This window comes from Bradyrhizobium sp. Kon69 (assembly GCF_055807515.1).
Window position 1 is genome coordinate 139,184 of record NZ_JBVVOS010000013.1, and the last position, 26,657, is coordinate 165,840.

Annotated in this window: 24 protein-coding genes and 2 riboswitches; of the genes, 21 read left to right on the plus strand and 3 right to left on the minus strand. The window is 66.1% G+C overall.

All coding sequences use genetic code 11. From position 1 onward, the window contains the following. Position 1 precedes the first annotated feature (1 nt). Positions 2-733, plus strand: a complete 732-nt coding sequence (locus AC0L3U_RS18930) for a precorrin-2 C(20)-methyltransferase (RefSeq protein ID WP_473362747.1) — start codon at positions 2-4, stop codon at positions 731-733. Beyond that, the gene (gene cobJ / locus AC0L3U_RS18935) at positions 730-1,464 is read left to right on the plus strand and encodes a precorrin-3B C(17)-methyltransferase (RefSeq protein ID WP_473362748.1); all 735 of its coding nucleotides are present in this window, start codon (positions 730-732) and stop codon (positions 1,462-1,464) included. Before AC0L3U_RS18930 ends, cobJ begins: the two co-directional genes overlap by 4 nt. Here the strand turns inward: cobJ and AC0L3U_RS18940 are convergent. After that, a complete protein-coding gene (locus tag AC0L3U_RS18940) occupies positions 1,440-2,186 on the minus strand; it encodes a cobalt-precorrin-6A reductase (RefSeq protein WP_473362749.1) in 747 nt (248 codons plus the stop codon). The two genes, cobJ and AC0L3U_RS18940, sit on opposite strands and share 25 nt — an antisense overlap. On the opposite strand from AC0L3U_RS18940, the gene cbiT reads away from it, so the two are divergent. The 8 genes from cbiT (at position 2,185) to cobT (ending at position 9,391) form a co-directional block, all read left to right on the plus strand. Then, a complete protein-coding gene (gene cbiT, locus AC0L3U_RS18945; RefSeq protein ID WP_473362750.1) occupies positions 2,185-3,366 on the plus strand; it encodes a precorrin-6Y C5,15-methyltransferase (decarboxylating) subunit CbiT in 1,182 nt (393 codons plus the stop codon). The two genes, AC0L3U_RS18940 and cbiT, sit on opposite strands and share 2 nt — an antisense overlap. Further along, complete coding sequence (locus AC0L3U_RS18950) at positions 3,363-3,731, plus strand: cobalamin biosynthesis protein (RefSeq protein WP_473362751.1); 369 nt, start codon at positions 3,363-3,365, stop codon at positions 3,729-3,731. The genes cbiT and AC0L3U_RS18950 overlap by 4 nt, the downstream gene beginning before the upstream one ends. Beyond that, positions 3,728-4,510, plus strand: coding sequence for a precorrin-4 C(11)-methyltransferase (cobM, locus tag AC0L3U_RS18955; RefSeq protein WP_473362752.1), 783 nt, complete (start codon positions 3,728-3,730; stop codon positions 4,508-4,510). Before AC0L3U_RS18950 ends, cobM begins: the two co-directional genes overlap by 4 nt. Then, positions 4,510-5,820: a cobyrinate a,c-diamide synthase gene (locus AC0L3U_RS18960; RefSeq protein WP_473362753.1), complete on the plus strand. Its 1,311-nt coding sequence runs from the start codon at positions 4,510-4,512 to the stop codon at positions 5,818-5,820. Before cobM ends, AC0L3U_RS18960 begins: the two co-directional genes overlap by 1 nt. Continuing rightward, on the plus strand, positions 5,817-6,548 hold the full coding sequence (cobA, locus tag AC0L3U_RS18965; protein WP_473362754.1) for a uroporphyrinogen-III C-methyltransferase: 732 nt from the start codon (positions 5,817-5,819) through the stop codon (positions 6,546-6,548). Before AC0L3U_RS18960 ends, cobA begins: the two co-directional genes overlap by 4 nt. Positions 6,549-6,593: 45 nt before the next feature. Next, a riboswitch (cobalamin riboswitch) is annotated at positions 6,594-6,813 on the plus strand. Positions 6,814-6,850: 37 nt separating this feature from the next. Next, entirely contained in the window at positions 6,851-7,528 is a 678-nt protein-coding gene (locus AC0L3U_RS18970; protein ID WP_473362755.1) for an energy-coupling factor ABC transporter permease, read from the plus strand. A gap of 45 nt (positions 7,529-7,573) precedes the next feature. Further along, positions 7,574-8,323 (plus strand): precorrin-6A synthase (deacetylating), encoded by a 750-nt coding sequence (cobF, locus tag AC0L3U_RS18975; protein WP_473362756.1) that lies wholly within the window; start codon positions 7,574-7,576, stop codon positions 8,321-8,323. A 15-nt stretch (positions 8,324-8,338) separates the two neighbouring features. Further along, positions 8,339-9,391 (plus strand): nicotinate-nucleotide--dimethylbenzimidazole phosphoribosyltransferase, encoded by a 1,053-nt coding sequence (gene cobT, locus AC0L3U_RS18980; protein WP_473362757.1) that lies wholly within the window; start codon positions 8,339-8,341, stop codon positions 9,389-9,391. Here the strand turns inward: cobT and AC0L3U_RS18985 are convergent, their stop codons facing one another. Beyond that, on the minus strand, positions 9,392-9,964 hold the full coding sequence (locus AC0L3U_RS18985; RefSeq protein WP_473362758.1) for a histidine phosphatase family protein: 573 nt from the start codon (positions 9,962-9,964) through the stop codon (positions 9,392-9,394). Between the two features lie 72 nt (positions 9,965-10,036). Then, positions 10,037-10,238, plus strand: a riboswitch (cobalamin riboswitch). 116 nt (positions 10,239-10,354) lie between these two features. Between AC0L3U_RS18985 and AC0L3U_RS18990 the strand changes: the two genes are divergently transcribed. The 7 genes from AC0L3U_RS18990 (at position 10,355) to AC0L3U_RS19020 (ending at position 21,242) form a co-directional block, all read left to right on the plus strand. Next, complete coding sequence (locus AC0L3U_RS18990; RefSeq protein ID WP_473362759.1) at positions 10,355-12,703, plus strand: TonB-dependent receptor; 2,349 nt, start codon at positions 10,355-10,357, stop codon at positions 12,701-12,703. A gap of 11 nt (positions 12,704-12,714) precedes the next feature. After that, positions 12,715-14,145 carry a PepSY domain-containing protein gene (locus tag AC0L3U_RS18995; protein WP_473362760.1) on the plus strand — a complete coding sequence of 477 codons (1,431 nt, stop codon included), beginning with the start codon at positions 12,715-12,717 and terminating at the stop codon, positions 14,143-14,145. Positions 14,146-14,605: 460 nt separating this feature from the next. Continuing rightward, entirely contained in the window at positions 14,606-16,615 is a 2,010-nt protein-coding gene (locus AC0L3U_RS19000; protein ID WP_473362761.1) for a hydantoinase/oxoprolinase family protein, read from the plus strand. Beyond that, entirely contained in the window at positions 16,612-18,192 is a 1,581-nt protein-coding gene (locus AC0L3U_RS19005; RefSeq protein WP_473362762.1) for a hydantoinase B/oxoprolinase family protein, read from the plus strand. The genes AC0L3U_RS19000 and AC0L3U_RS19005 overlap by 4 nt, the downstream gene beginning before the upstream one ends. Before the next feature lie 10 nt (positions 18,193-18,202). After that, entirely contained in the window at positions 18,203-19,498 is a 1,296-nt protein-coding gene (locus AC0L3U_RS19010; RefSeq protein ID WP_473362763.1) for an aminotransferase class III-fold pyridoxal phosphate-dependent enzyme, read from the plus strand. 137 nt (positions 19,499-19,635) lie between these two features. Then, positions 19,636-20,568, plus strand: coding sequence for an N-carbamoyl-D-amino-acid hydrolase (locus AC0L3U_RS19015; RefSeq protein WP_473362764.1), 933 nt, complete (start codon positions 19,636-19,638; stop codon positions 20,566-20,568). Between the two features lie 5 nt (positions 20,569-20,573). Next, positions 20,574-21,242, plus strand: coding sequence for a flavin reductase family protein (locus AC0L3U_RS19020; protein WP_473362765.1), 669 nt, complete (start codon positions 20,574-20,576; stop codon positions 21,240-21,242). Here the strand turns inward: AC0L3U_RS19020 and AC0L3U_RS19025 are convergent. Then, complete coding sequence (locus AC0L3U_RS19025; RefSeq protein WP_473362766.1) at positions 21,239-21,901, minus strand: aspartate/glutamate racemase family protein; 663 nt, start codon at positions 21,899-21,901, stop codon at positions 21,239-21,241. The two genes, AC0L3U_RS19020 and AC0L3U_RS19025, sit on opposite strands and share 4 nt — an antisense overlap. A gap of 56 nt (positions 21,902-21,957) precedes the next feature. Between AC0L3U_RS19025 and hydA the strand changes: the two genes are divergently transcribed. From hydA to AC0L3U_RS19045, 4 genes are read left to right on the plus strand one after another with little or no spacing between them, the layout of a single operon-like run. Then, positions 21,958-23,427 (plus strand): dihydropyrimidinase, encoded by a 1,470-nt coding sequence (hydA, locus tag AC0L3U_RS19030; RefSeq protein ID WP_473362767.1) that lies wholly within the window; start codon positions 21,958-21,960, stop codon positions 23,425-23,427. A 16-nt stretch (positions 23,428-23,443) separates the two neighbouring features. Further along, on the plus strand, positions 23,444-24,418 hold the full coding sequence (locus tag AC0L3U_RS19035) for an NAD-dependent epimerase/dehydratase family protein (protein WP_473362768.1): 975 nt from the start codon (positions 23,444-23,446) through the stop codon (positions 24,416-24,418). 1 nt (position 24,419) lies between these two features. Beyond that, the gene (locus AC0L3U_RS19040; protein ID WP_473362769.1) at positions 24,420-25,169 is read left to right on the plus strand and encodes an SDR family oxidoreductase; all 750 of its coding nucleotides are present in this window, start codon (positions 24,420-24,422) and stop codon (positions 25,167-25,169) included. Continuing rightward, positions 25,166-26,602, plus strand: coding sequence for an NAD(P)-binding domain-containing protein (locus AC0L3U_RS19045; protein WP_473362770.1), 1,437 nt, complete (start codon positions 25,166-25,168; stop codon positions 26,600-26,602). The genes AC0L3U_RS19040 and AC0L3U_RS19045 overlap by 4 nt, the downstream gene beginning before the upstream one ends. The last annotated feature ends 55 nt before the right edge of the window (positions 26,603-26,657 follow it).

The window sequence follows — 26,657 nt, forward strand, 5'->3', positions numbered from 1 at the left end:
GATGGGACGCATCATTTGCTGCGGTCTCGGCCCCGGTGATCCCGACATGATGAGCGTGCGCGCAGATCGCACGGTGCGCGGCGCAAAGCATGTCGCCTATTTCCGCAAGAAGGGCCGGCCCGGCCAGGCGCGCCGCATCGTCGAGGGCATGCTGGCTGCCGACGTCACCGAATATCCGATGGAATATCCGGTCACCACGGAAATCGCCTTCGACACGCCTGAATATGTCCAGCTGCTGGCCGGCTTCCATGACGAATGGGCGGAACGTCTGGCGCGGCTGGCGCGCGCGGTCGATGTCGTCGTGCTCTGCGAGGGCGATCCTTACTTCTACGGCTCCTTCATGCATCTGCACACGCGCCTGCAGGGCCGTGTCGAGATCGAGGTGATCGCCGGCATTCCCGGCATGGTCGGCTGCTGGAATGGCGTGGGACAGCCGATCGCGCTCGGTGATGACGTGACGACGGTGCTCATGGGCACGCTCGCCGAGGACGAGCTCGAACGCCGCATGCGCGATTCCGATGCGCTCGTGGTCATGAAGACCGGGCGCAATCTCGCAAAGGTCCGCCGCGCGCTCGCTGCCGCCGGACGGCTGGACGATGCCTGGCTGGTCGAGCGCGGCACCATGCCGGGCGAGCGCGTGGTGCGGCTCGCGGAGATCGATGCCGCCGATTGCCCCTATTTCGCGATCGTACTCGTGCACGGCAAGGGCCGGCATCCGGACGCCGCCGAATGACGGGCACGCTGACCATCGCAGGCCTCGGGCCGGGCAGCGATGCGCTGGTGACGCCCGAAGTCTCCGCGGCGCTTGCCGCCGCGACCGACATTCTGGGCTATGCGCCCTATGTCGCGCGCGTGCCAGCGCGGGCAGGCCTCACTTTGCATCCATCCGACAACCGCGAGGAACTGCAGCGCGCGAGCGAGGCGCTGCGGCTCGCGGCCGAAGGCGGACAAGTCGTCGTCGTGTCCTCCGGCGATCCCGGCGTCTTCGCGATGGCCTCCGCCGTGTTCGAGGCGCTCGAACACGCGCCGCAATGGCAGGAGCTGCCGATCCGTGTGCTGCCCGGCATCACCGCGATGCTGGCGGCTGCCGCGCGCGCCGGCGCGCCGCTCGGCCATGATTTCTGTGCGATCAATCTCTCCGACAATCTCAAGCCGTGGGCGGTGATCGAGAAGCGCCTGCGGCTCGCCGCGGACGCCGATTTTGCCATTGCGATGTATAATCCGCGCTCGGTGAGTCGGCTGGAGGGATTTGGCCGTGCGCTCGCAGTGCTGAACGAGGCCGGCTGCGGCGAGCGCCTCGTGATCTTCGCGCGCGCGATCAGCGCCGCCGATGAAAAGATCGAGACCGTCAGGCTGAAGGAAGCGACACCTGAAATGGCCGACATGCGCACGCTGGTGATCGTCGGCAACTCGCAGACGCGCCGCGTCGGCCGCTGGGTCTATGCGCCGAGGCAGGCCCGATGACCGAGCCACTGCATGATCTCGGCCACGCTCTCGACCCGCAATCGTTCCGGCAGTTGCGGTCGTGCGATCATGATCACCGGCAGGCCGAGTACCCGCGCAGCGTCGATCTTGGCGCGCGCGCCGTCACCACCCGAATTGCGGGCGACGATCCGGGTGATGCCTCGCGCGCGCAGCATCTCCAGCTCGCCCTCGAGCGTGAACGGCCCACGCGACACGATGACATCCGCAGCAAAGGCCAATGGCGCTTCGGGCGGATCGACGAATCTCAGCGTGTAGGCGTGTTGCGGCCTGGTCGCGAACGGCGCGATGTGCTGGCGGCCGATGGCGAGGAACACATTTGCCGCCGCCTCGGGCAGTGCGGCGACCGCGGCGTCGACATCAGGTATTTCGATCCAGCTGTCGCCGGGCGCTTTGGTCCAGGGCGCACGCTCGAGAGCGACCAGCGGCGTGCCGGTTTCCGCGCATGCCGCGACCGCATTGCGGCTCATCTCGGCGGCAAAGGGATGCGTCGCGTCGATCACATGCGTGATGTCTTGCCGACGAATGTAATCGCCAAGACCGCTGACGCCGCCAAAACCGCCGATGCGCGTCGGCAACGGCTGACCGGCGGGCGCGCGGGTGCGGCCGCCATAGGAATACACGGCGTCGATGCCGGCGCGCGCGATCTCCGCCGCGAGCAGGCTCGCGTCGGCCGTTCCGCCCAGAATGAGGGCGCGCGTCATGGCTGATCCCTGGCTGACCATCATCGGTATCGGCGAAGATGGCCTTGCCGGGCTGTCCGAGGCAAGCCGAAAGGCACTTGCTGACGCCGAAACTGTCTTCGGCGGTGAACGGCATCTTGCACTGGCCGGCATAACCGGGCGCGGCCGTCCATGGCCGGTGCCGTTCGATACGGAGGTCGTGCTCAGCTGCCGCGGGCGCCCAACCGCGGTGCTCGCCTCCGGAGATCCGTTCTGGCATGGGGTGGGCGCAAGCCTCGCGGAAAAGCTGGAGGCCGGCGAGTGGATTGCGCATTCCGCGCCGTCGACCTTCTCGCTCGTCGCTGCGCGACTTGGCTGGCGTCTGGAATCCGTTGCCTGTCTCGGTCTCCACGCCGCGCCATTCGAGCGTCTCGTGCCGCATCTGGCGCACGATGCGCGCATCATTTGCCTCGTACGCGACGGCAAAGCGGCCGCTGATCTAGCGAAATGGCTGACGGCGCGCGGTTGGGGCGCCTCGGCTTTCTGGACACTCACCGCGCTTGGCGGGCCGCGCGAAAGGATCGACGAGTGTCGCGCCGACGGCTTCGCAGGCGATCTTGCTGGCAGTCTGGTCACGGTGGCCGTGGAGGCGAGAGGAGCGCAGGGCCTTCCCCGCAGCCCGGGACTGTCGGACGAACTCTTCGTCCATGACGGCCAGATCACCAAGCGTCCGGTCCGTGCGCTCGCGCTCTCGGCGCTGGCGCCGCGTCCCGGTGAACGGCTGTGGGACATTGGTGCTGGCTCCGGCTCGATCTCGGTCGAGTGGGCGCTGAGCGGCGGGGCGGCGATCGCAATCGAGGCGCGCGAGGATCGCGCCGCCAACATTCGCAGCAATGCAGCGGCGTTCGGGTTGGCACATCGGATCACCATCGTTACAGGTCAAGCGCCTGAAGCCCTTGCTGCGCTGGACGCGCCTGACGCCGTGTTCATCGGCGGCGGCCTTAATGGAGCGATGTTCGATGCCATCTGGTCGCGGCTCGCATCCGGAACGCGACTCGTTGCGCATGCGGTGACGCTGGAAACGGAAGCGCTGGTGGGTGAACTGCACCAGCGCCACGGCGGCGACTTGATCCGGGTCGAGATTGCGCACGCCACTCCGCTCGGCCGCTATCGCTCCTGGGAGGCGGTGCGACCCGTGGTGCAATGGAGCGCGGTCCGATGAAGGTCGCCGGGCTCGGATTCAGGAAGGATGTCACGCTAGCCTCGCTGCGCGAGGTGCTGATGGCGGCGGGCGGTCCCGAAGGCCTTGCGGCGGTCGCGACCGTGAGTGATAAAGCGGACGCGCAGGCGCTGAAGCAGCTTGCGCGCGAATGCGGCTTGCCGATCAAGGCGGTCGCCGCCGAAATGCTGGTTGGCATCGACACGCCAACACAGTCAAAACTCGTCGCGGAAAAGTTCGGGACGGGATCGGTCGCCGAGGCCGCAGCGCTGGCGGCAGCTGGACCTCGTGCGCGGTTGATCGCGACGCGGGTGGTCTCGCAGGATCGCACCGCGACCGCGGCGATCGCGGAAGGAGACGGCGCATGACGGTGCATTTCATCGGTGCCGGGCCGGGCGCTCCTGACCTGCTGACGTTGCGCGGCCGCGACCTCATCGCCGCTTGTCCGGTCTGCCTCTATGCCGGCTCGCTTGTCCCCGAAGGCGTGCTGGCGCATTGCCCGCCCGGCGCGCGGATCGTCAATACGGCGCCGCTGTCGCTTGACGAGATCGTGGCGGAGATCGCCGCCGCACATGCGGAAGGCAAGGATATCGCGCGGCTGCATTCCGGCGATCTCTCGATCTGGTCGGCGATGGGCGAACAGCTTCGCCGCCTGCGCACGCTCGACATTCCCTACACGGTGACGCCTGGCGTTCCCTCTTTCTCGGCCGCCGCGGCTGCGCTGGAGGCCGAGCTGACGCTGCCCGGCCTTGCCCAGACGGTGGTGCTGACGCGCACGCCGGGCCGCGCCAGTGCGATGCCCGAAGGCGAGAAGCTCGCCGCCTTCGCCGCCACCGGCGCGGTGCTCGCGATCCATCTGTCGATCCATCTGCTCGACAAGGTCGTCGCCGAGCTGACGCCGCATTACAACGCGGACTGCCCGGTCGCGATCGTCTGGCGTGCGAGCTGGCCCGACCAGCGCATCGTCCGCGCCACGCTCGCAACACTCGACGCTAATGTCGGCAGCGAGATGGAGCGCACCGCGCTCATCCTGGTCGGCAGGACGCTGGGCGCGGCGGATTTTTCCGAGAGCCGTCTCTATGCCGCCGACTACGACCGCCGCTATCGCCCCGTGGGCGCCGAGCCGCGCTTTCCGGAGGTGTCGTGATGGCGGCAGGGCTCGTCATCTCCGCGCCGGCTTCCGGCGTTGGCAAGACCACGCTGACGCTGGCGCTCGCCCGCGCCTGGCGCAACGGCGGATTGCGGGTGCAGTGCTTCAAGAGCGGCCCCGATTACATCGACCCCGCGTTTCATGCCGCCGCTACGGGACGCGCCTCGGTCAACGTCGACAGCTGGGCGATGGATCGTGGGACAATCTCGCATCTCGTCAGCCGCGGCATTGACGCCGACGTCGTGCTGGCCGAAGGCTCGATGGGCCTGTTCGACGGCGTCGCCGCGCGTGGCGTCTGCGGCACCGGGGCGACCGCCGACATCGCGGAGATGCTGGACTGGCCGGTGCTGCTGGTGATCGATCCCTCAGGACAGGCCCAAACGGCGGCGGCGATTGCCGCGGGCCTTCGCGATTACCGTCCCGGTGTGCGTCTTGCGGGCGTCGTGCTCAATCGCGTTGCGAGCCCGCGCCACGAAGCCCTCGTGCGACGTGCGCTGCTGGACGCCGGCATCGCCGTGTTCGGCGCGCTGCCGCGCCATGCCGAGATCAGCCTGCCGAAGCGGCATCTCGGGCTGGTCCAGGCCGAGGAGCAGGCGGAAATCGGCAAGCTGATCGACGAGGCCGCACGCTTCGTTGCCGAGCATGTTGATCTCGACGCGGTGCTTCGTTCGGCTGCCACCTGGTCGCCGCAACCTGCCGCAAGCGGCGTGAACGTAACGCCGCCCGGCCAGCGCATTGCGCTCGCCCGTGACGCTGCATTCTCCTTCGTCTATCCGCATATGCTGGAAGCGTGGCGCGCGGCGGGTGCGGAGATCTCGACATTCTCGCCGCTCGCCGATGAAGGCCCTGATCCGGGCGCCGATGTGTGCTGGCTGCCGGGCGGTTATCCCGAGCTGCAGGCCGGCAGGATCGCTGCCAATGCGCGCTTCCGCAGCGGATTGCGGGCCTTCGCGGAAACGCGCCCGGTGCACGGCGAGTGCGGAGGCTATATGGTGCTGGGCACCGCTTTGACCGACGCCGACGGCATCCGCCACGAGATGACGGGCCTGCTCGGCCTGGAGACGAGTTTTGCCAAACGCCGCATGCATCTGGGCTATCGTCTGGCGGAGCTCGCCGCGCCGATGCCGGGTCATCAGGCCGGTGCACGCCTGCGTGGCCACGAATTCCACTATTCGACGATCGTCGCGCAGCCCGACACGCCGCTGGCGGTCGTGCACGACGCGACAGGCGCGGTCATCGCCGAGACCGGCTCGCGGCGGGGACAAGCCACCGGCACGTTCTTCCACCTGATCGCGGAGGACCGGTGAGCGGTTTTGTCTCCTTTGTCTCTGCCGGCCCCGGCGATCCCGAGCTGCTCACGCTCAAGGGTGCCGCGCGGCTGCGCGAGGCCGACGTCGTGCTCTATGACGATCTTGCTTCAGGCGTGATCCTCGATCTGGCCCGGCCCGGCGCCAATCTCGTCGCGGTGGGAAAGCGGGCAGGACGGGCCTCGACCAAGCAGCACCACGTCAATCGATTGCTGGTCGACTATGCCGTAACAGGCGCGCGCGTGGTGCGATTGAAGTCGGGCGATGCCGGCATCTTTGGCCGGCTCGAGGAGGAGCTCGAGACGCTGCGGGAAGCGGGCATCGGCTACGAGATCATTCCCGGTGTCACCACGGCCTGCGTGGCTGCGGCTCAGGCCGGGATTCCCCTGACCCGGCGCCATACCTCGCGCCGGGTGCAATTCATTACCGGCGCGGACGTCACCGGCGAGCTGCCGCCAGACCTCAACTGGGTAGCGCTGGCCGATCCCGAGGCGACGACCGTGGTCTATATGGGCCGGCGGACGTTTCCGGCGCTTGTCGTCAAATTGATCGAGCACGGGCTCGCCCCAACCACGCCGGCGTTGTTTGCCGAATCGCTCGGCCGTCCCGATGAGCGGCTGGTCCGCACCACCATTTCGGAACTTGCCGAGCAGCTTGCGCGGGGCGGGGCTGCCTCCACGGCGGCCGTCATCCTGTTCGGCGCGCTGGCGGGGGATTATCGGTCATGACCGCCTCGTCCGCCCTTCGCCCCTTGACGCCCGGCTGGCGAAAGGGGCACACAGAGGATGCATGGTGCTCGACGCGGCGCAAAGCGCTGGAGCATAATCGGGAATGGGGATGGGCGGACCCAGTTGCGGCGCCCAAAACCCCAGCCGCCCCCGCGACTGTCAGCGGTGAGGGACTTCGATCAGCCACTGGGCCGCAAGGCTCGGGAAGGCCGGAGACTCCCAGTGAACCGCGAGCCAGGAGACCGGCCGTGCACGTTTTGAGGCCAAGGCCGTCGGGTGTGACGGCAAGAAGGATCTGAGCCATGCATATCGAACCCGGACTAGTCTCGGACGCCAAGCTCGTGCTGAGTTACGCAACCGGCATCGCCGTGGGCGGTGTTGCCTTGAAACTCGCGGTCGAGACCGTGCGCGAGCAGGGCATCATTTCGTTCGCGGCGCGCACGCTCGCCACCACTGGACTCGTGTTTATCTTCTTTGAGATCCTGCCGCACTTCCCGGTCGGCGTCTCCGAAGTGCACTTCATCCTCGGCTCGACCTTGTTCCTGCTGTTTGGAGCTGCGCCTGCGGCCTTCGGCCTCGCGTTCGGCTTGCTGTTCCAGGGCATCTTCTTCGAGCCGCCCGACCTGCCGCAATATGGCATGAACGTCACCACGCTGCTGGTGCCGCTGTTCGGGATCCAGGCAATCGCCACGCGGATCATTTCGCGCAACACGGCCTATGTCGATCTGAAGTACCGCCAGGCGCTGGCGCTTTCGACGACCTATCAGGCCGGCGTCATCGCCTGGGTGGCGTTCTGGGCGATTTATGGCTCCGGCTTCGGTGCGACCAACCTCGCCAACATTGCGACCTTCGCCGCGTCCTATGCGCTGGTCATCGTGATCGAGCCGCTCGCCGATCTCGGCGTGCTGGCGCTGGCGAAGTCGCTGCGCGGCGTCACCGCGGCCGGCCTCGTCACGCCGCGTTTGCACAACGCGGCCTAGAGACAAGCGAGTGGGCGGCCGTTATGGCCGCCCTTCGCAGCTACGATGCTCACGCTCTCCCTGATAGGCATCGGTTGCGGCGATCCCGAGCAGCTCACGCGCGCCGCGATCACCGCCATCAACGCGGCCGATCTCGTCCTGATCCCGCGCAAGGGAACCGCAAAATCCGATCTCGCCGATCTCAGGCGGACGATCTGCGCCGATGTGCTCACCAGCGACACGACGCGCATTGCTGAGTTCGATCTGCCCGTCCGTGACGCCGCTGAAGCGGATTATCGCAAGGGCGTGGACGATTGGCACGATGCGGTGGCCGCTGCCTGGTCGCAGACGATCGCAGATCATCTTGAAGGCGAGGGCAAGGTCGCGCTGCTGATCTGGGGCGATCCCTCGCTTTATGATTCTTCACTGCGCATTGCGCGGCGGCTCGATCCCTCGCCAAGGATCGAGGTCGTTCCCGGCATCACCTCGATCCAGGCGCTGTGTGCGACGCATGCGCTGCCGCTCAACGACATCGGCGAGCCCTTCCTGGTCACGACGGGACGCCGCTTGCGCGATGGCGGCTGGCCGACAGGTGTCGATACCGTGGTGGTGATGCTCGACGGCGGCACGGCGTTCCAGTCGCTCGATCCGGAAGGCCTGCACATCTGGTGGGGGGCTTATCTCGGCATGCCCGATCAGATCGTGATGTCCGGCGCGCTGGCCGAGATCGGCCCGCGCATCGTCGCGGTGCGGCAAGAGGCGCGCGAACGACACGGCTGGATCATGGACAGTTACATCCTCAAGCGCAGGCCGTGAGGCAAGCGAGGCAGCATGCTCCCCGAATGGGTCACCCAAAAATGCCCCGACATCTCCGCAGTCCACCGCGAGGCGGCGGTGGCGCGGCAGGCGCAACTGACGAAACCGACCGGCGCGCTCGGCCGGCTCGAGCAGCTCGCGATCGAGCTTGCGGGCCTGCAAGCAAATGAGCAACCGCGCGCGGCGCGGGTGCCGATCACCATCTTCGCCGGCGATCACGGTATCGTCGCGCAGGGCGTCTCGGCCTATCCGCAGGAAGTGACCATCGCGATGCTGGCAAACTTCGCCTCCGGCGGTGCTGCGATCTCGGTGCTCGCGCGTGAGCTGGGCTCCAGCCTGGAGGTCGTCGATTCCGGCACGCTGGCGCAGGAGGAGATGGCTGGAATCGTGACCGACAAGCCGCGCAGCGGCACGCGCGATTTCAGCATCGAAGCTGCGCTCACCCCCGCAGAGCTGGCATTTGCGTTCGAAGCCGGCCGACGTGCGGTGACGCGCGCGCAGGCCGGGCAGCCCGATCTTCTGATCTTCGGCGAGATGGGAATCGGCAACACCACGACATCGGCGGCGATCGCGGCCGGCTTGCTCGGTGTGAGCGCTGAGGAGATCGCGGGCAGCGGGACCGGCGTTGACGCGGCCGGCCGTGTGCACAAGGCGCGGGTGATCGACGCTGCGATCGCACGCCATGGCATTGCGGGCGCTTCGCCCGAAAAGATCCTGTGCGCCGTCGGCGGTCTCGAGATTGCGGCCATCTGCGGTGCAATTATCGCGGCTGCACAGCGCCGCATCCCCGTGTTGATCGACGGCTTTATCGTGTCGGTGGCGGCGCTGGCGGCGGCGCGGCTCAACCCCTCGTGCCAGCCGTTCCTGCTGGCCTCGCATCAATCCGCCGAGCAGGGCCATCGGCTGGTGCTTCGCGCGCTGAATCTGCAGCCGCTGATCAGCCTCGATCTCAGGCTCGGCGAAGGATCGGGCGCGGCCATCGCGCTGCCGCTGGTGCGGTCGGCCTGTGCGCTCCACAATGGCATGGCGACCTTTGCGCAGGCCAATGTGCCTGATCGTCCGGCCTGATCAAATCATCGGCTGATTGACGCAGACGACGCGCCAGCCGGTCGCGAGCCGGTCGATCCGGGTCAGCGACAGCGGATCGATCACAAAGCGCAGGGCGGCTTGTGGGGTCAGATCGAGCGCGATGCACAGCGCCGCGCGGATCGTGCCGGAATGCACGACGAGCGTCGCGGCCCCGGCGCCGATCCTTGACAGACCCAGCCGGACGCGCGCGACCTGTTCCTCAAAGCTTTCGCCGCCCGGCGGCCGTCCGCGCGCAGGATCGCTCCAGAACCGTGCATAGGCCTCGCCACCGGTCGCGGCGAGCTCGTCGTGCCGACGGCCGGTCCAGTCGCCAAAGTTCTGCTCGCTGAACTCGTCCAGCTGCAGCGGCTCGAGCCCCAGCGCGCGGGCCGTCTCGACCGTGCGCCGCGACGGACTCGCATAGCTCGCCGCGTCCCGCGGCAGGCGCTGCCGTAACGCCTCCAGCTGCGCGCGAGCGCCGAGATCGGCCGGTGCGTCGGCGGCATGGATCGTCCCTTTGACGCCATCGACGGGCGCATGTCGTATCAGCCAAAGGAAGGTCTCGCCTTCCATGCTTATCTCCAAGGAAACTGCTCGTTGTGGCAATAACGCCGCAACTGGCACATTGACTCTGTCTGGATCGTAATCCTAGATGCTCGCGACGGTTTCCCCGAGAGGGGATGAAAAGGGAATGCGGTGCGGGGACATTGTCCCCAATGCCGTGGCTGCCCCCGCAACTGTAAGCGGCGAATCTTGCATCACATGCCACTGGGTATCTCGGTCCCGGGAAGGCGACGCAAGGTAATGACCCGCGAGCCAGGAGACCTGCCGTCAGCCGTGGTCACACGCGAAGATGTCGGTCGGGGAGTACAGACATTCGGCTTCATCGGAAGGCTGCAAGCCGGACGATGGGACCCTGGTTCGCGGTGACGTGCCACTGACGTCACTCCGAGGTCCAAGACCGTGTTTTCCCTTCGTATCGTACGACCACGCCGTTTCCTACTGGCATCCGCCGCTCTCACATCTTTCGTCGCCATCGACATGCCAGCGGCCTTGGCGCAGCAGGCCCGCGAGCCACTGCCGCCCGTCGAGGTGTCGGCGCCACAATCCCGCAGGCAGGCCAGGCCGGCCGGACGGGACACGCAGAGCTCACGCCGCGCAGCAGCGCGCCGGCCGGAGACTGCATCCGCAGTGCCCAAGCCCGTCGTGCCGACCACGGCGGCACAGACGCCGCTCAACACCAACGCCGTTGCCGAAAGCGCTTCGCGCCTCGGCCTGACCGTGCGCGAAACACCCGCCACCGTGGAGGTGATCTCGGCCGCAATCATGCGCGAGCAGGGCTATCGCACCGTGTCCGACGTCGCGCAGGGAGCGGTGGGTGTCACAGCGGGCGACAATCCGGCCGAGCCGTCGGCTTTCTCCATGCGCGGCTTCACCAACAGCCAGATCAACACGCTCTACAACGGCATCAAGATCGGTCCGCAGAACATGACTTCGCGGATCATGGACACGGCCAATCTGGAGGCTGTCGAATTCCTGAAGGGGCCGGCGTCACTGATGTCAGGCGAGGGCGCCGCCGGCGGCGCGATCAATTTCGTCACCAAGCAGCCGCACACCGGTCCGGTCCGGAACGAGGCGGACTTCTCCTGGGATTCGCTCAATTCGTTCCGGGCGCATTACGGCTCGGGCGGCAGCACCAATGTGCAGGGGCTGGACTACCGCTTCGACGTCAGCCGTTCCTCGCTCAACGGCTTTGCCGACGACACCAACACCAAGACGCTCGACGTGTCGGGCCAGCTCAACTACCGCATCTCCGACAGTCTCAAGGTCTGGGGCGCGATCGAGTATCGGGAAGACCGCTCGAAAGCCTATTGGGGTGCGCCGCTGGTGCCGATTGCCTTCAGCGGCTCGCATGCGACGACGGGGATCGTCTCCGGCACTTATTTCAACAAGACTGATCTCGGGGCCGTCACGATCGACGACCGCACCTTCAACACCAACTACAACGTCCTCGACAACAAGAACGTGGCGAAGGAGGTGTGGCTGCGCGGCGGTTTCGAGCTGAAGCTGGCGCCCGACCTGACGCTGAAGAGCCAGGCCTATGGTTATGGCGCAGAGCGCACGTGGCTCAACAACGAGGTCGAGGCGTTCAATTCCGGGACGAACATGGTCGACCGTGGGCGCTTCTATGTCGCGCACAGCCAACGCTTGGTCGGCAACATCACCGACTTGATCTGGGATGCGAATATCGCCGGCTTTGACAACCGCTTGGTCACGACGCTGTCGTCAAGCTACCTTGATTTCGTGAGGCCGGGCGCCGCAAATTTCCCCGATGATTCCGTCTCGCTGGTCAATCCCGATCGCGGCTATTACGGCCTGCTCACGACTAAGCAGCAGACCGCGCGGATCGATAACGAGGCGCTGTCGTTCGAGGACCGGTTGAAGTTGACACGGACCTTCGCGCTGGTCGGCGGCCTCCGCGTCGAGCATATCGGGCTCGACCGCAACTCGACCGACAAGACCGGGCTTGTGAACGCGGGTTTCCCGTTCTCGCAATCCTGGGTCCCGACGACGGGCCGTATCGGCTACACCTGGGAAGCCGTTCCGGGCCTGACCTTCTTCAGCCAATATGCGACCGGCGCCGACATCGCGGCCAACAACATCTTCCTGCTCAATCCGACCGATCCGCTCAACCTGACCACCGCGCGCACCTACGAGACCGGCGTCAAGCACCTGTTCTGGGACAATCGAGCGGAGTGGTCGTTCTCGGCCTATGACATCCTGCGCAAGAACGTCTATGCAGCGGCCGGCGGCATGCAGCTCAACCTGGCCGGGCGGCAGGAATCAAGGGGCGTGGAGCTCGCCGCGTCCGTGCGGCCGATCGAGCCTCTGCGTCTCTGGGGCAACATCGCTTATGTCGATGCGCGCTACGCCGACTACGATTTTGTCGGCGGCTCGTTCTCCGGCAACACGCCGCCGAACGTGCCGCGCGTCGTCGCCAATGCCGGCGCGTCGTACCGGTTCTTCACGCCATGGGCGGTCGAGCTCGGCATCACCGGCCGCCACGTCGGCGACCGCTACAACGCCGATGCCAACACCGTGACGCTGAAGGCCTACACCGTGGCCGATGTCTATGCCTTCGTCGACATCCCCAAGACCGTGTTCAATGCGGTCGATCAGGCCCGCCTGACCTTCCGGGTGCGCAACATCGCCGACAAGCGTTATGCGATCTGGGGCGATCCGTTCTATCCCGACCAGATCCTGCTGGGCGCGCCGCGCACCTATGAACTCTCGGCCGCGTTCAAATGGTAGGATGCTGATCGATGATGCGCGCGATCGTCCTGCTGCATCGATGGCTCGGGATCGCGTTCTGCCTGCTGTTCGCGATGTGGTTCGCGACGGGAATCGTGATGCACTTCGTTCCGTTTCCGTCGTTGACGGAAGCGGAACGCTTTGCCGGGCTCCTGCCGCTCGATCGCGCTGAGACGAGGCAGCTTGCGGTCGCCGATGCCGTGGCCGCGAGCGGGATCGCGGATGCGACGCGCATTCGTCTGATCCAGCGCAACGACGGACCGGTCTATGTCGTCGCGGGGCCGTCGCGCGCGGGCGCTGTTCGTGCCTCCGACGGGGCCGGCGCGTCGGTCGCGTCTTCCGACGTCGCGCTAGCCATCGCGCGAGATCACGCCCGCAGCCGCGGGCTAGATGCCGCGCGGGCCGCGATCGTTGCGCGCTCGGACTACGACCAATGGAGCGTGCCGAACGGCTTTGACCGCCATCGGCCCTTGTTTCGGGCTACCCTGGGGGACTCCGCCGCAACGGAGCTCTATGTCTCCTCGCTCACCGGCGAGATCGTCCTGGATACGACGCGCCGCGAGCGCGGATGGAATCTCGTCGGGAGCGTGCTGCACTGGATCTATCCAACAGTCCTGCGAAGCAACTGGTCGCTGTGGGATCGGGTGGTCTGGACCTTGTCGCTGCTGGCCCTGATCGCGGCGTTGCTTGGCGCTGTGCTCGGGCTTGCGCGGATCAAACCTCGAGGCGGTCTGATCGGCTCGCCCTATCGTGGCTGGCATGCCCTGCATCATCTCATCGGCCTCGCGGCCATGGTGTTCGTACTGACCTGGATTTTCAGCGGCTGGCTCTCCATGGATCACGGCCGGCTGTTCTCGCGTGGGCAATTGACCTCGGCCGAATCCAGCGTGATGAACGCTGCACCGAACTGGTCGGCGGCTGCATCGCTCGATCGGCAGCCTGTATCGCCGTCGACCCGCGAGATCGAATGGTTTGCCTTCAACGGCACTCTCTATCGGCGGGATCGCACGGGACTTGCCGCTCAGACCTTGATCAAGGCAGGGGATGCGCGCCGCGGCGGACCAACGGGATCTCTGGATGTGCAGGAGGTCCAGCGGTTGACCGCGCGCCTTGCGGCCGGCTGCAGCGGTCCGTCCGTACTTGCCGACAACGACGACTATCCCGCGCGGTCCAATGTCCCGGGCGCCCCGGTCTACCGCTCATACTGCGGTGACCTCTGGTTCGACATCGACGGCGCCGACGGCAATTTGCTGCAAAGGCTGGATCCATCGCGGCGGGCTTATCGCTGGCTCTACGGCGCGCTGCACACGCTGGATTTTCCGGTTCTCGTCGCGCGTCCGTTGCTGCGCGACGGTCTGGTCGTCGGGCTCTGCGCCCTCGGCTTTGTGTTCTCCGTCACGGGAATCGTCATCGGCTGGCGCCGCTTGGTCGCGATGCGTTGAGCGGGCAAAACCACGCTTACTGATCGTACAATAAAGAGAGGCTGAGCCGACTGCCATGCATAGCTCATAAGCAATCTCATGGCCCGTAGCGCCAGTCGATCGCCTGCAAATTAGACAGCGAGTGCGCGGCGCATGAATTGCGGTGCAGCAGATGTGGCGTTTCGTCCGGGGAAATACGTGGTGCGCTGCACTTATCCCGCGTGGAACGATCCACAGGAATTTGCACTCCCCGCGGGCAGCGCTGCACTAAAATGTGCCTTGGCGCGCCGCGCCGGTTGCGGGCTGCTCCAGTGCGTTGCGACAACGCTGACCCTATCCCGAGCCCATCGCTCTGTCGCACGCTCGCAAGCGGTGGCATGACAGGGGATGACGATGAGCGCGCTCGGCTTGGGATTGAATTTCGGGACGGACGGGAACCACCCGGCGTCCGGTTCGAATGTCGTCCGCAGCTGACCCACACATGAGCGCTGACGAAAATCACTGGGAAGTCGGCACCGATATCGGCGGCACCTTCACCGACATCATCGCGATCCGACACTCCCCCGCGGAGGCACGGATCGCGAAAGTGCCATCGCGCCCGCAGGCTCCGGTTCAGGCGATGCTGGAGGCGATCGAGGCGGTGGGCCTGCGCAAGAGCGAGGTCAAGCGCTTCGTCCACGGCACCACGCGCGTGACCAACGCCTTCGTCGAAGGACGGCTGCCGAAGGTGGCGCTGGTCGCGACCGAAGGCTTTGCCGACGTGCTGGAGATCGCGCGCTATCGCCGCCGCGATCTCTACCGTCTCGACATCCCGCCGAAATCGCCGCCGCTGGTGCCGCCGGAACGATGTTTTGGGCTTGCCGAGCGCCTCGATCACGATGGCCGGGTGCTGAAGGCGCTGGATGAAGCGGAGATCGAGCGCCTGGTGGCGTGGCTGAAAACGACCGGCGTGCAGAGCGTCGCGGTCGCGTTGCTTCATGCCTATGTGAATCCCGTCCACGAGAGAATGCTCGGCGAGCGGCTCAAGGGCGTCGTTGCCCACGTCTCGCTGTCGCACGAGGTCAATCCCGAGGCGCGCGAATACGAGCGGACTTCGGCGACCGTGTTCAACGCGGCCGCCATGCCGATCGCGGTGGAATATCTCAGCGAGCTGGAGCAGCGATTGCCGATCGGCCCTGGCCTGCAGGTGTTTCATTCGGCCGGCGCCATGGTCCCGATCTCGGCGGTGAAGCGGCGGCCGCTGGTGATGGCGATGTCGGGTCCGGCGGCCGGCGTCTCTGCATCGGTCAGCATCGCGCGTCAGCTCGGCACATCGCGGATGCTGACGTTCGACATGGGCGGCACCACCACCGACGTGTGCCTGATCGTCGACGGCCAGGCGGAGATGACAGACGGCCGCATGCTCGGCGACAAGCCGCTGCGTCAGCCGATGCTTGCGGTTCATTCCATCGGGGCGGGCGGCGGATCGATCGTGCGCCATGGTCCCGGCGGCCTGACCGTCGGACCGGAAAGCGCCGGCTCCGAGCCGGGACCGGCCTGCTACGGCCGCGGCGGTACCGAGCCGACTATCACCGACGCCAACGCCGTGCTCGGTTATCTCAATCCTGAAACCAGGCTCGGCGACCGGATCGGAATCGACATCCAGGCAGCGTCTAATGTCATCGCGCCGATCGCGCGCACTCTGGGGCTGAACCTGACCGAAACCGCGCTCGGCATCATCAAGGTCGCGAATGCGACAATGGCGCGCGCGCTCCGCCGCGTCACGGTCGAGCGCGGCATCGACGGGCGCGACTGCACGCTGCTCGCCTTTGGCGGTGGTGGCCCGATGCATGCCGCGGGCCTTGCCGATCTCTACGGGATCGCCGAGATCGTCGTTCCCAGCGCATCGAGCGCGTTCTCGGCGCTGGGCTGTCTCACCGCCGATTTCAGCTTCCTCCAGCAGCAAACCTTGCGCGCTGCGCTCGACGGCATCGACTTCGCCCGTATGTCGGAGCGGATCGAAACGCTGATTGACGATGCCTCGGCGCCGCTCATCGCCAACGGCGTTGCCATGACTGAAATTCGGGTCGAGCTGGTGGCCTTGATGCGCTACGCCGCGCAGAACGACGCCATTCCGGTGCCGTTCGTGCGACCGCTCGACGTCATCGCGCTGAAGAAGGATTTTCTGGCCCGGCACCACCAGCTGTTCGGCTATGCGACGAGCGAGAGCTGCGTCATCGAATCCGTGCGGGTGCAGGCACGCCGTCCATCGACGACCGTTGTGAATCGGCCGGCCGTCGCGGTCAGAACGGTCTCCAAAGGCGAGCGCATCTGCTCGTTCGATGGCTTTCACGACATCGCGACAAGCATCATCGACCGCGCCTCGCTGACCGAAATCGTCAGCGGCCCGGCCATCATTGAAGACGCATGGTCGACCGTGATGGTCCCGCCCGGCTGGCAGGCGAGGCCGGATGTTTCAGGCAATTTGTTCCTGACGCGGAGGGCAGCATGAAGCTCGATCCGTTCGTCGTCGAGGTCATCAGGCACGGGCTCTCGGCCGCGGCCGAGGAGATGAGCCTGGTGATGACGCGCTCGGCGCGCTCGCCGTTGCTGCGCGAGGCCGGCGACCTGTCGTCGGCGATCACGGACGCCCGCGGCGACCTGGTCGGGCAGGGCCGCGACATCCCGATCCATCTCGGCGCGATGGCCTATACGGTCCTCGAATTGCTGAAAGTGGTGCCGCGGGACAGCCTGAACGACGGCGACGCACTGATCTACAATGTCGGCCCGCTCGGCGGCAATCATCTCAACGACGTCAAGGTCGTGCGGCCGGTCTTCGTCGATGGCGAGATCGTCGCGTTCGCGGTCAGCCTCGCGCATTGGCCCGATATCGGCGGCACCTGGCCCGGCAGCTATTTTGCGAAAGCCATCGACACCTTCCAGGAGGCGATGCGCATTCCGCCGGTTCTGATCGCCACGGCAAGTGGCGTCAATACGCCGATCGTGCAGCTGCTCAAGGCCAATGTTCGCGATCCCGACTCCTGCGAAGGCGATCTGCTCGCCCAGATCGCCGCAACGAAAGCCGGCGAGAAGCGCATCGTCGAGCTCTGCCGCGAGCACGGCAAGGCGGTCTTCACGGCGGCACAGTCGCGCCTGCACGATCTCTCCGAAATCGAGATGCGCGAGGCGTTGCGCGATCTGCCTGATGGCATCTACGAGGGCGAAGATTATCTGGACGACGGCGGCGTCGATGACGCGCCCGCGCGCATTCATGTCAAGATCACTATCGCAGGCGACGAAGCGACCTTCGATCTTTCAGGAAGCTGCGACCGCGTCTCGAATTTCTGCAACACCACGCCGTTCATGGCCCGCTCTGCGGTGGCCTATGCCGCGCGCATCATGAGCGGGCGCGACATGAACCAGAACGCGGGCGCGCTGCGGCCGCTGACCATCATCACACGCCCGGGCTCGATCCTGGAGCCGGGCTGGAATGCCTCGGTTGCAGCCGGCAACCATGAGACCTCGATGCGCATCGTCGATGCGATCTGCCGCGCCATGCAGCACACCATTCCCGAACGTCTGTCGGCCGGCGGGGCGACCACGGCGGGCGTCCTCTTCTTCGCCGAACCGCGGCAGAACGGTTCGTGGAAGATGCTCTACGAGGTTCACGGCGGTGGCGAGGGCGCGCGGCATGATCGGGACGGTATCTCGGCGACGCGGGTGCATCTGTCCAACACCTCGAACACGCCGGTCGAGGTGATCGAGGCGAATTACGCGATTCAAGTCGAGCAGCAGGCCATTCGCCGGCAGTCCGGCGGCGCTGGCGCACATCGCGGCGGGGACGGCGTCATTCGTAGCTATCGCATTCTGGCGCCGTCGATGCATCTGACCACCTGCATCGAGCGCATGGTGATCGCGCCGTTCGGCATGCAGGGCGGCGAACCCGGCAAGGCCTGCCGCATCTCGCTCATCCGGCAGGGCGCGAGCGTCGCGATCGACGGCAAGTCGAACCTGGTGCTGCAGCAAGGCGATCTCGTCACGATCGAGACCTGCGGCGGCGGTGGCTACGGTGCCGAGGCTGCGGAATGAAGGGATTGCAATGAGCAGATTGTTGCGAACCGGGCTGAATGCCGGCGACAGCGCGCCCATGGCCGTGGTCGGCGGCGAGGGCGTCTATTTTCATCTGTCGGATGGTCGCAAGCTCATCGACGGCAGCAACACCGGCGGCGGCCTCGGACATCGTCATCCCGCGATGGTGGAGGCGATCCGCCGCGCCGCGGATACGCCCGTCGTGAACGAGGGCTGGACCTGGGTCGGCCGCGAGCGGGCCGCTGACGACTTGATGGCCACCGCTTTCAGTGGCGAAGAGGATTGGGTCGGCGCGGTGCGCTTCTGCATCAGCGGCAGCGAGGCCAACGACATGGCGCTGTCGCTCTGTCAGGCCCTGACGCAGCGGTCCGCGCTGGCGACGCGCGAACGCGCCTATCACGGCATTACGGGCCTGTCGCGCAGCATGACGGTGCAGCCGCAATGGCATGGCGGCCTTGCGGTGCACTCGGGCGGCTCAAAGCTGCCGGCGCCGATGGCGCCGGTGCGGATATTGCCAGCGCCAGATGGCGCGATCTACGGCGCGCCCGCCAACAACACCCCGCCCAGCGAATATCTTGCCGATGCCACCCGCCTGCTTTCGGATACCGCAGCGACGATCATCGACTACACGCAAGGCGGCATCTACTACGATGGCGCCTACCAGGACGAGGTGGCGCGGTGCGCTCGGCAGGTTGGCTCATACTGGATCGCCGACGAAGTGGTGACCGGAGCAGGCCGCGCCGGGCGATGGTTCGCGTTCCAGGGAGCCGAAAGCCGACCTGACATCGTGACGCTCGGAAAATCGCTCGGCGGCGGCGCGGCGGCGGTTGCCGCGGTCGTGGTGTCGAATGACATCGTCGAGCGGCTCAAGGGCACGAGCTGGCAGAATTACGGCACGCTGCGCGGGCATCCCATCAGCATGGCCGCCGTTAGCGCTTACCTGAAGGTCGTCAGCGAAGAGAAGATTCTCGAGCACGTGAAGAGCCTCGAAAAGCTGTTCACCCGCCGTTTGCTCGCCATCGCGCAGAAACATCCGAGCGTGCGGCGCGTGGCGGGGCAGGGGCTGCACTGGACCGTGGAGTTGCACGGGCCGGACTGGCGCTCTTGGCATGCCGACACCACCGAGGTGCCGATCGCCTCGCGCGTCGCGGAGCGGGCGCTGGAGGCCGGCGCCGTGATCGGCACCAGCGGCGAGCAGACCTCGCTGTTCCTCGCTCCGCCACTGGTGATCTCCGAGCATGAGGCCGGGCAGCTTCTCGATGCACTCGACCATGGCCTGGATATTGCCGATGAGGAGCGGAAGTGATTGCCGACCATGCAGTGCACACCATGCCGATCGGCAAGCGCCGGCTGGAAAGTCCGGGCGATGCTGCGTTATGCTGCCGCGCGCCGGCACATTATTGAAATTGTGGCTTGGCCCAGGACATCACCAGGAAATCGCTGATGCGTATCGTCAATGTTGCCGCCGCCCAGATGGGCCCGATCCAGAAAGCCGACAGCCGCGAGGCCGTGGTCGAGCGCATGATCGCGCTGATGGATGAGGCCAAGAGCAAGGGCGCCGACCTGATCGTTTATCCGGAACTGGCGCTCACGACCTTCTTCCCGCGCTGGTATGTGGAGGACCGGGCCGAGTTCGACAATTGGTTCGAGCGCGAGATGCCGAACGCGGCGACCCGGCCGTTGTTCGAGCGCGCGGCGCAGCACCAGATGGCGATGAATTTCGGCTATGCGGAGCTGACGCCGGACGGGCATCACTTCAACACCGCGATCCTGACCGACAACTCCGGCAAGATCGTCGGCAAATATCGCAAGATCCATTTGCCCGGCCATGTGGAATACGACACCAAGCGCTCGCATCAGCATCTGGAGAAACGCTATTTCGAGCCGGGCGATCTCGGCTTCAATGTCTGGCGCGAGCTCGGCGGCATCATCGGTATGGCCATCTGCAACGACCGGCGCTGGCCGGAGACCTATCGCGTGATGGGCTTGCAGGGGGTCGAGATGGTACTGATCGGCTACAACACCCCGTCCGTGAATGCGGAGAGGAGCGATGAGGGCGTCGAGAAACGCCTGTTCCACAACCGCCTCTCGGCGCAGGCCGGCGCCTATCAGAACGCGACCTGGGTGGTCGCGGTGGCCAAGGCCGGCAACGAGGACGGACACCGGCTTTTCGGCGGCAGCCTGATCGTCGATCCCAATGGCGAAATCGTCGCCGAAGCGAAGACGGAGGAGGACGAACTGCTGGTCCACGCTTGCGACCTCGATGCCACCACCTTCGGCAAGACCACGATCTTCAATTTCGCGCAGCACCGCCGCATCGAGCATTACGGCCTGATCACCAGCCGTACCGGTGCGGTGCCGCCGCAGGAGACGTGACGTCGATGACTGGCCAGAGCACATCCGGCATATCCTTGCGCGAGCTTGATCCGCGCGACCGCTACAAGCTGCTCTGCGGCGTGGTGGTGCCACGGCCGATTGCGCTGGTGACGACGCTCGATGCCAACGGGGCGGTCAACGCCGCGCCATTCAGCTTCTTCAACGTGTTCTCGGAGAGCCCGGCGCTGATCGTGCTCGGTCTCCAGCACAAGCCGGATCACAGCCCGAAGGACACCACCCGCAACATCCATCGCGACGGCGAGTTCGTCGTTCACATGGTGGACGAGGCGCTGTCGGTGGCGATGAACGACTGCGCGGTTGATTTTCCGTCCGGCGACAGCGAGGTCGCTGCGGCAGGGCTCGCGACCCTTCCCTCTGTAGACGTGAAGGTGCCGCGCCTCGCCGCGGCGCCGTTCGCGCTGGAATGCCGGCGCCATGTCGCCCTGAATTTTTCGCCCGATCGCGATCTGCTGGTCGGCGAGGTGCTCCGGGTTCACGCCCGCGAGGGCCTCGTCGACGAGGCCAACATGTATGTCGACCTCGACGCCTACCGGCCGATCGGTCGCATGTTCGGCAATCTCTACACGACGCAGCGGGATACGTTTGCGCTTGTCCGCGAGAGCCACGCGCAGTGGCTCGCGCGGCAGGACGCCAAAGAGCTGAAGGACGCCTAGTGGTTCGAGAACTGCACCGTACCCAGCGCCATGGTGACCGCCGCCTGTGTTGGGTCGATCACGGCAATGCCGAGCGCGTCTTCGAGGGGACCGCGATGGCGCGCCATGCCGGCGCAGCCCATCACGATGGCGCGGGCGCCGTCCTCGTCGCGCAGCGCGCGGCCGATTTCGATCATCCTGGCCAGCGTGCCTTCGCCCGAGGCGGTTTCCGCGACGCTCATGTTGAGCGGCCGCTCGCCGGCAAGGCGTTCGGTCAGTCCCATCTGCCTGAGATAGCGCATGTGACGCGGGATCGAGCGCTGGGCGATCGCGATGACGCCAAAGGTTTCGGCGCGAGCCAGTGCAGTCAGCACGCCGCACTCGGCGATGCCGAACACGGGGCGGTCGGTGCCTTCGCGGCAGACCTGAAGCCCGGGATCGCTGTAGCAGGCGATGACAAAGGCAGCCGAGCTGTTGTCGCCCTCGACCAGCCGGCGCAGCGGCATCGCGACGCTATCGACATCGGCCTGGCTCTCGATGCCGAACGGACCCTCGGCCAGCGTCTGGCAGACCACCTCCGGCCCGCCCTCGAAACCGAGCGGCTTCAGCGCGTCCTCGAGCCCCTGCGTGACCGCGGGGTTCGAGTTCGGATTGATGACGAGAATGCGCGGCCGAGACATGCTGGTCTTCCTGCGAAATGGCGATCACTTGGCTTTAGGCTATCACGGAGTGCCTCATGACTGAACCAGTTTACGACCTAATCATCCGCGGCGGACGCGTTGCCACCACGACCGACGTGTTCGAGGCCGACGTCGCCATCTCCGGCGAGACCATCGCCGCTATCGGCCGCGGGCTTCCGTCCGCGAAGCGCGAGATCGACGCCCGCGGCAAGCTGGTGCTGCCCGGCGGCGTCGACAGCCATGCCCATATCGAGCAATTGTCCGCTGCCGGCATCATGAACGCCGACACCTTCGAGAGCGCGACCGTCTCGGCCGCCTTTGGCGGCACGACCACGGTGATCCCGTTTGCCGCCCAGCATGTCGGCATGAAGCTGCCGCAGGTGGTGGAGGATTATCACGCGCTGGCGAAAAAGGGCGCCGTGATCGACTACGCCTTTCACATGATCATTGCGGATGCGACCAAGGAAACGGTCGAGGAGCACATTCCGGCGCTGGTGAAGCAGGGCCATGGCTCGATCAAGATCTTCATGACCTATGACCGGCTCAAGGTGGACGACGAGCCGCTGCTGGATATTCTTCTGGCCGCGCGCCAGTCCGGCGCGATGCTGTGCGCCCATGCCGAAAACCACGGCATCATCGCCTGGATGGTGAAGCGGCTGCTCGCGCGCGGCTATACGATGCCGAAATACCACGCCGTCAGCCACGCCCGCGTGTCGGAGGCGGAAGCCTTTACCCGGCTGATCGGCATGGCGGCGCTGATCGACCAGCCCATCATGATCTTCCACGTCTCGACCGCCGAGGGCGCCAAGGTCATCCGGGATTCGCGCGGGCAGGGGTTGAAGGTGTTTGCCGAGACCTGTCCGCAATATCTGTTCCTGACCGCGGCCGATCTCGACAAGCCGGGTGCCGAGGGCGCCAAGTGGATGTGCAGCCCGCCACCGCGGACGCATGCCGACCAGGAGGCGCTGTGGCAGGCGCTGTCGCTCGGCGATCTCCAGACCATCTCGTCGGATCACGCGCCTTATCGTTACGACGAGACCGGCAAGCTGCGCGCCGGTCCCAATCCCAACTTCAAGCAGGTCGCCAACGGCCTGCCGGGACTGGAGCTGCGCCTGCCGCTGCTGTTCGACGCGATGGTGTCGAAAGGACGGCTGGGCCTGGAAAAATTCGTCGAGCTGACGGCGACCGCGCCGGCCAAGATCTACAATCTGCATCCGCGCAAGGGCTCGATCGCGGTCGGCGCCGATGCCGATATCGCGATCTGGGATCCCGATCGCGAGACCGTGATCGCCGACGAGATGATGCACGATCTCACCGGCTACACGCCGTTTGCGGGACGGAAGCTGAAGGGTTGGCCGGTGTCGGTGCTGTCGCGCGGCCGGGTGATCATCGACGGCAACAAGTGCCTCGCGAGCGCCGGCAGCGGCCAGTTCCTGGCACGCAGCGGCGGCGACGCGGCCAAGCCCACCGGCCGGCTCGTGGCCGACATGGATCCTGAACGTAATTTCGGAGCGAAGCTACTGTGATGGCGGATCGCGCGCGATGAAAATCGTCATCTTCGGCGGCACCGGCTTTGTCGGCCTCAATCTCGCCGAGGTGCTGCTCGCGCGTGGGCGTGACGTCACGCTGTATGATCGTGCAGAGTTGCCGCCATCCGCGCGGCGGTCTCTTGCCGGCTACGGCGCACGGCTCAAAGCCGTGCAGGGCGATATCACCGACGCCGATGCCATCGATGCCCTCATCGCCGAAGGCGTTGATGCGATCGTGCTTGGCGCTGCGATCACCGCCGGTGATGAACTGGAGAGGGCATCGACCGCGCGAGTGCTCGAGATCAATGTGATGGCGCAGATCCCGATCCTGCTCTCCGCGATCCGTCATGGCGTGCGCCGGGTCGTCAATCTCTCCTCGGCATCGGCCTATGGTGCTGCGGGTGCACGGGTCGAGATTCTCCACGAGGACACCCCTTGCGATCCGGTCTCGTTCTACGCCATCAGCAAGTTCACCTCGGAGCGCTCGGTCGCGCGCCATGCCGAACTCTTCGGCGGCGATTTCCTGAGCGTACGGCTGAGCGCCCTGTTCGGACCGTGGGAGCGACCGAGCTCCGTGCGCGACACGCCAAGCCTCCAGTTCCAGATCTTGGCCGCGTTCGCCCGCGGCGAGCTGGCGATCATGCCTGAAGCGGGCATGAGGGACTGGATCTACGCGCCGGATGCGGCCGAGGCCGTCGCACTGCTGATTGAAGCCGAGCGGCCGCGCCATCGGCTCTACAACATCTCCCGCGGAGAACTTTGGCCTGCGCTGCAATGGGGCGAGGCTTTTGCAGCGTTGCATCCTGGCCTGGAGTGCCGGCTCGCGGTGCCTGGCGAGAGCACGGCCATCAAGCTGCATGGGGCCTATCGCGCACCGCTGTCGGTGAACCGGATGGCGGATGAATTCGGCTGGCGGGCGAGGTTTGGCTGCGCCGAGTCGGCGGCCGCGATGAGCGCCTGGTTGACGCAGCACAAGAAGTGGATCTGAGATGCGGCTGCAGGGGCGCACGGCCATCATCACGGGAGCGGGCTCCGGCATCGGCCGTGCCAGCGCCAAGCTGTTCGCGGAAGAGGGCGCGCATCTCGCTCTGGTCGATCGCGATGCCGCGGGACTTCAGGAGACCCTGAGCCTGGTCGGCGAGACCATGACGCATGTTGGCGACGTCGGGGATGCTGATTTCGCCGGGACTGTTGCAAACGACGTCGTGGCACGGCACGGCCGGCTCGATATCCTGATGACCGCCGCGGGCTTTTCCTGCGGCGGCACGGTGCTAACCACCAGCCCTGAAGATTGGGATGCGGTGTTCCGCACCAATGTCGGGGGCACCTGGCTGTGGGCGCGAGCGGCCGTGCCGCAGATGCAGCGGCAGAAGAGTGGTTCGATCATCACGCTGGCGTCGCAGCTTGCGATTGCCGGCGGCAAGGGCAACAGCGCCTATATCGCGGCCAAGGGCGCGATTATCAGCCTGACGCGGACGATGGCGGTGGATTTTGCGACCGACGGCATTCGCGTCAACGCGATTGCACCCGGCGCGATCGACACGCCGATGCTTCGCCGCAGCTTTGCCCGACACGCCAATGCGGACGAGGTGCGGGAAACCTCCCGCAACCGCCATGTCATGAAGCGGTTCGGCCAGGCCGAGGAGATCGCGCAGACCGCGCTTCACCTCGCAAGCGATGCATCCTCGTTCACGACCGGCACCGTGATGGTGGTCGATGGAGGCTGGCTCGCGGCATGAGCAATGCGCTGACAGAGCTCGAAGTGAACGTTCGCGCCGATCTCGCCCGGATCGCGCATCCCGGTGCCGCCTGGCTCGAACCGAAGCAGGGACCGGACGGTAAGCCGGCGCTGGATGTGCTCGTGATCGGCGCCGGCCAATCCGGCATCGCGATCGGCTTCGGCCTGATGCGCTCCCGCGTCAGCAACATCCTGCTGCTCGACAAGGCCGAGGAGGGGAAGGAGGGGCCATGGCTCACCTATGCCCGCATGCCGACGCTGCGCAGCCCGAAGGACTATACGGGACCTGACCTCGACATCCCGAGCCTGACCTATCAATCCTGGCACGAAGCCCGCTTCGGCAAGGAAAGCTGGCAGACGCTGAATCTGATCCTGAGGGAGCACTGGGCCGAGTATTTGCTCTGGCTGCGACGTACAATCGCATTGCCGGTGCGGAACGGCTGCGAGCTTCTGGAGATCCAGCCGGCGCCGGATGGTTTGCTGGCCGCACGCGTGAAACGTGGCGATGAAGTCGAGACGCTCTATGCGCGCAAGATCGTGCTGGCGACGGGGCAGGAGGGAATGGGGAACTGGATGATCCCCGAGCCGCTGAGCTATCTGCCCATGAGCTCGGTCGCAACCGTCGCCGACGACATCGATTTCGAAAAGCTTCGCGGCAAGCGCGTCGCCGTAATCGGCGCCGGCGCATCTGCCTTCGATAATGCGGCGACCGCACTGGAGGCTGGCGCGACGGAGGTGCATCTGCTGTGTCGTCGGGCGCAGATCCAGCTGATCCAGCCCTATCGCTGGCTGACCTTCCGCGGCTTCCTCCGCCATCTCAGCGATCTCGACGATGCCTGGCGTTGGCGCTTCATGCGCACCATCCTCGACATGCGCGAAGGCTTTCCGCAGCCGACCTATGATCGCTGTGCGCGCCATGCCAATTTCACATTGCACGAGGGCGCGCCGCTTGAGGCCGCGCGCGAGACCGGCAAGGGCATCGAATTGCAGACGCCGCGCGGCGTCATCGCATTGGATTTCGTCATCTGCGGCACCGGCATCGACATGGATTTTTCCGGGCGTGGCGAGCTGCGCAAATTTGCCGGCAATATCGCAACCTGGGCCGACCGCTACCATCCCCCGGAGAGCGAACGCAGCGCGCGGCTCGGCCGCTTTCCCTATCTCGCCGACGATTACGCCTTCACCGAGCGTGTCGCGGGCGAGACGCCGTGGATCTCGAATATCCATCTTTTCGCCATCGCCTCCACCATGAGTTTCGGTCCGTCGGGATCGCCGATCAACGCGATGACGACCGCAGTGCCGAAGCTGGTGAATGGCCTGACGCGCGGCCTGTTTCGTGCCGATGTGGAACGGCACTGGGCCTCGCTCCGCGCCTATGACGTGCCGCAGGCCATGGTCACGCGGTCAGCGCGAAAAATGCAGGAATCTCGATGATCGTTCATGCGCCACCGCGACAAAGCGTCCACAACAGCGCATCATGAGACTGGCG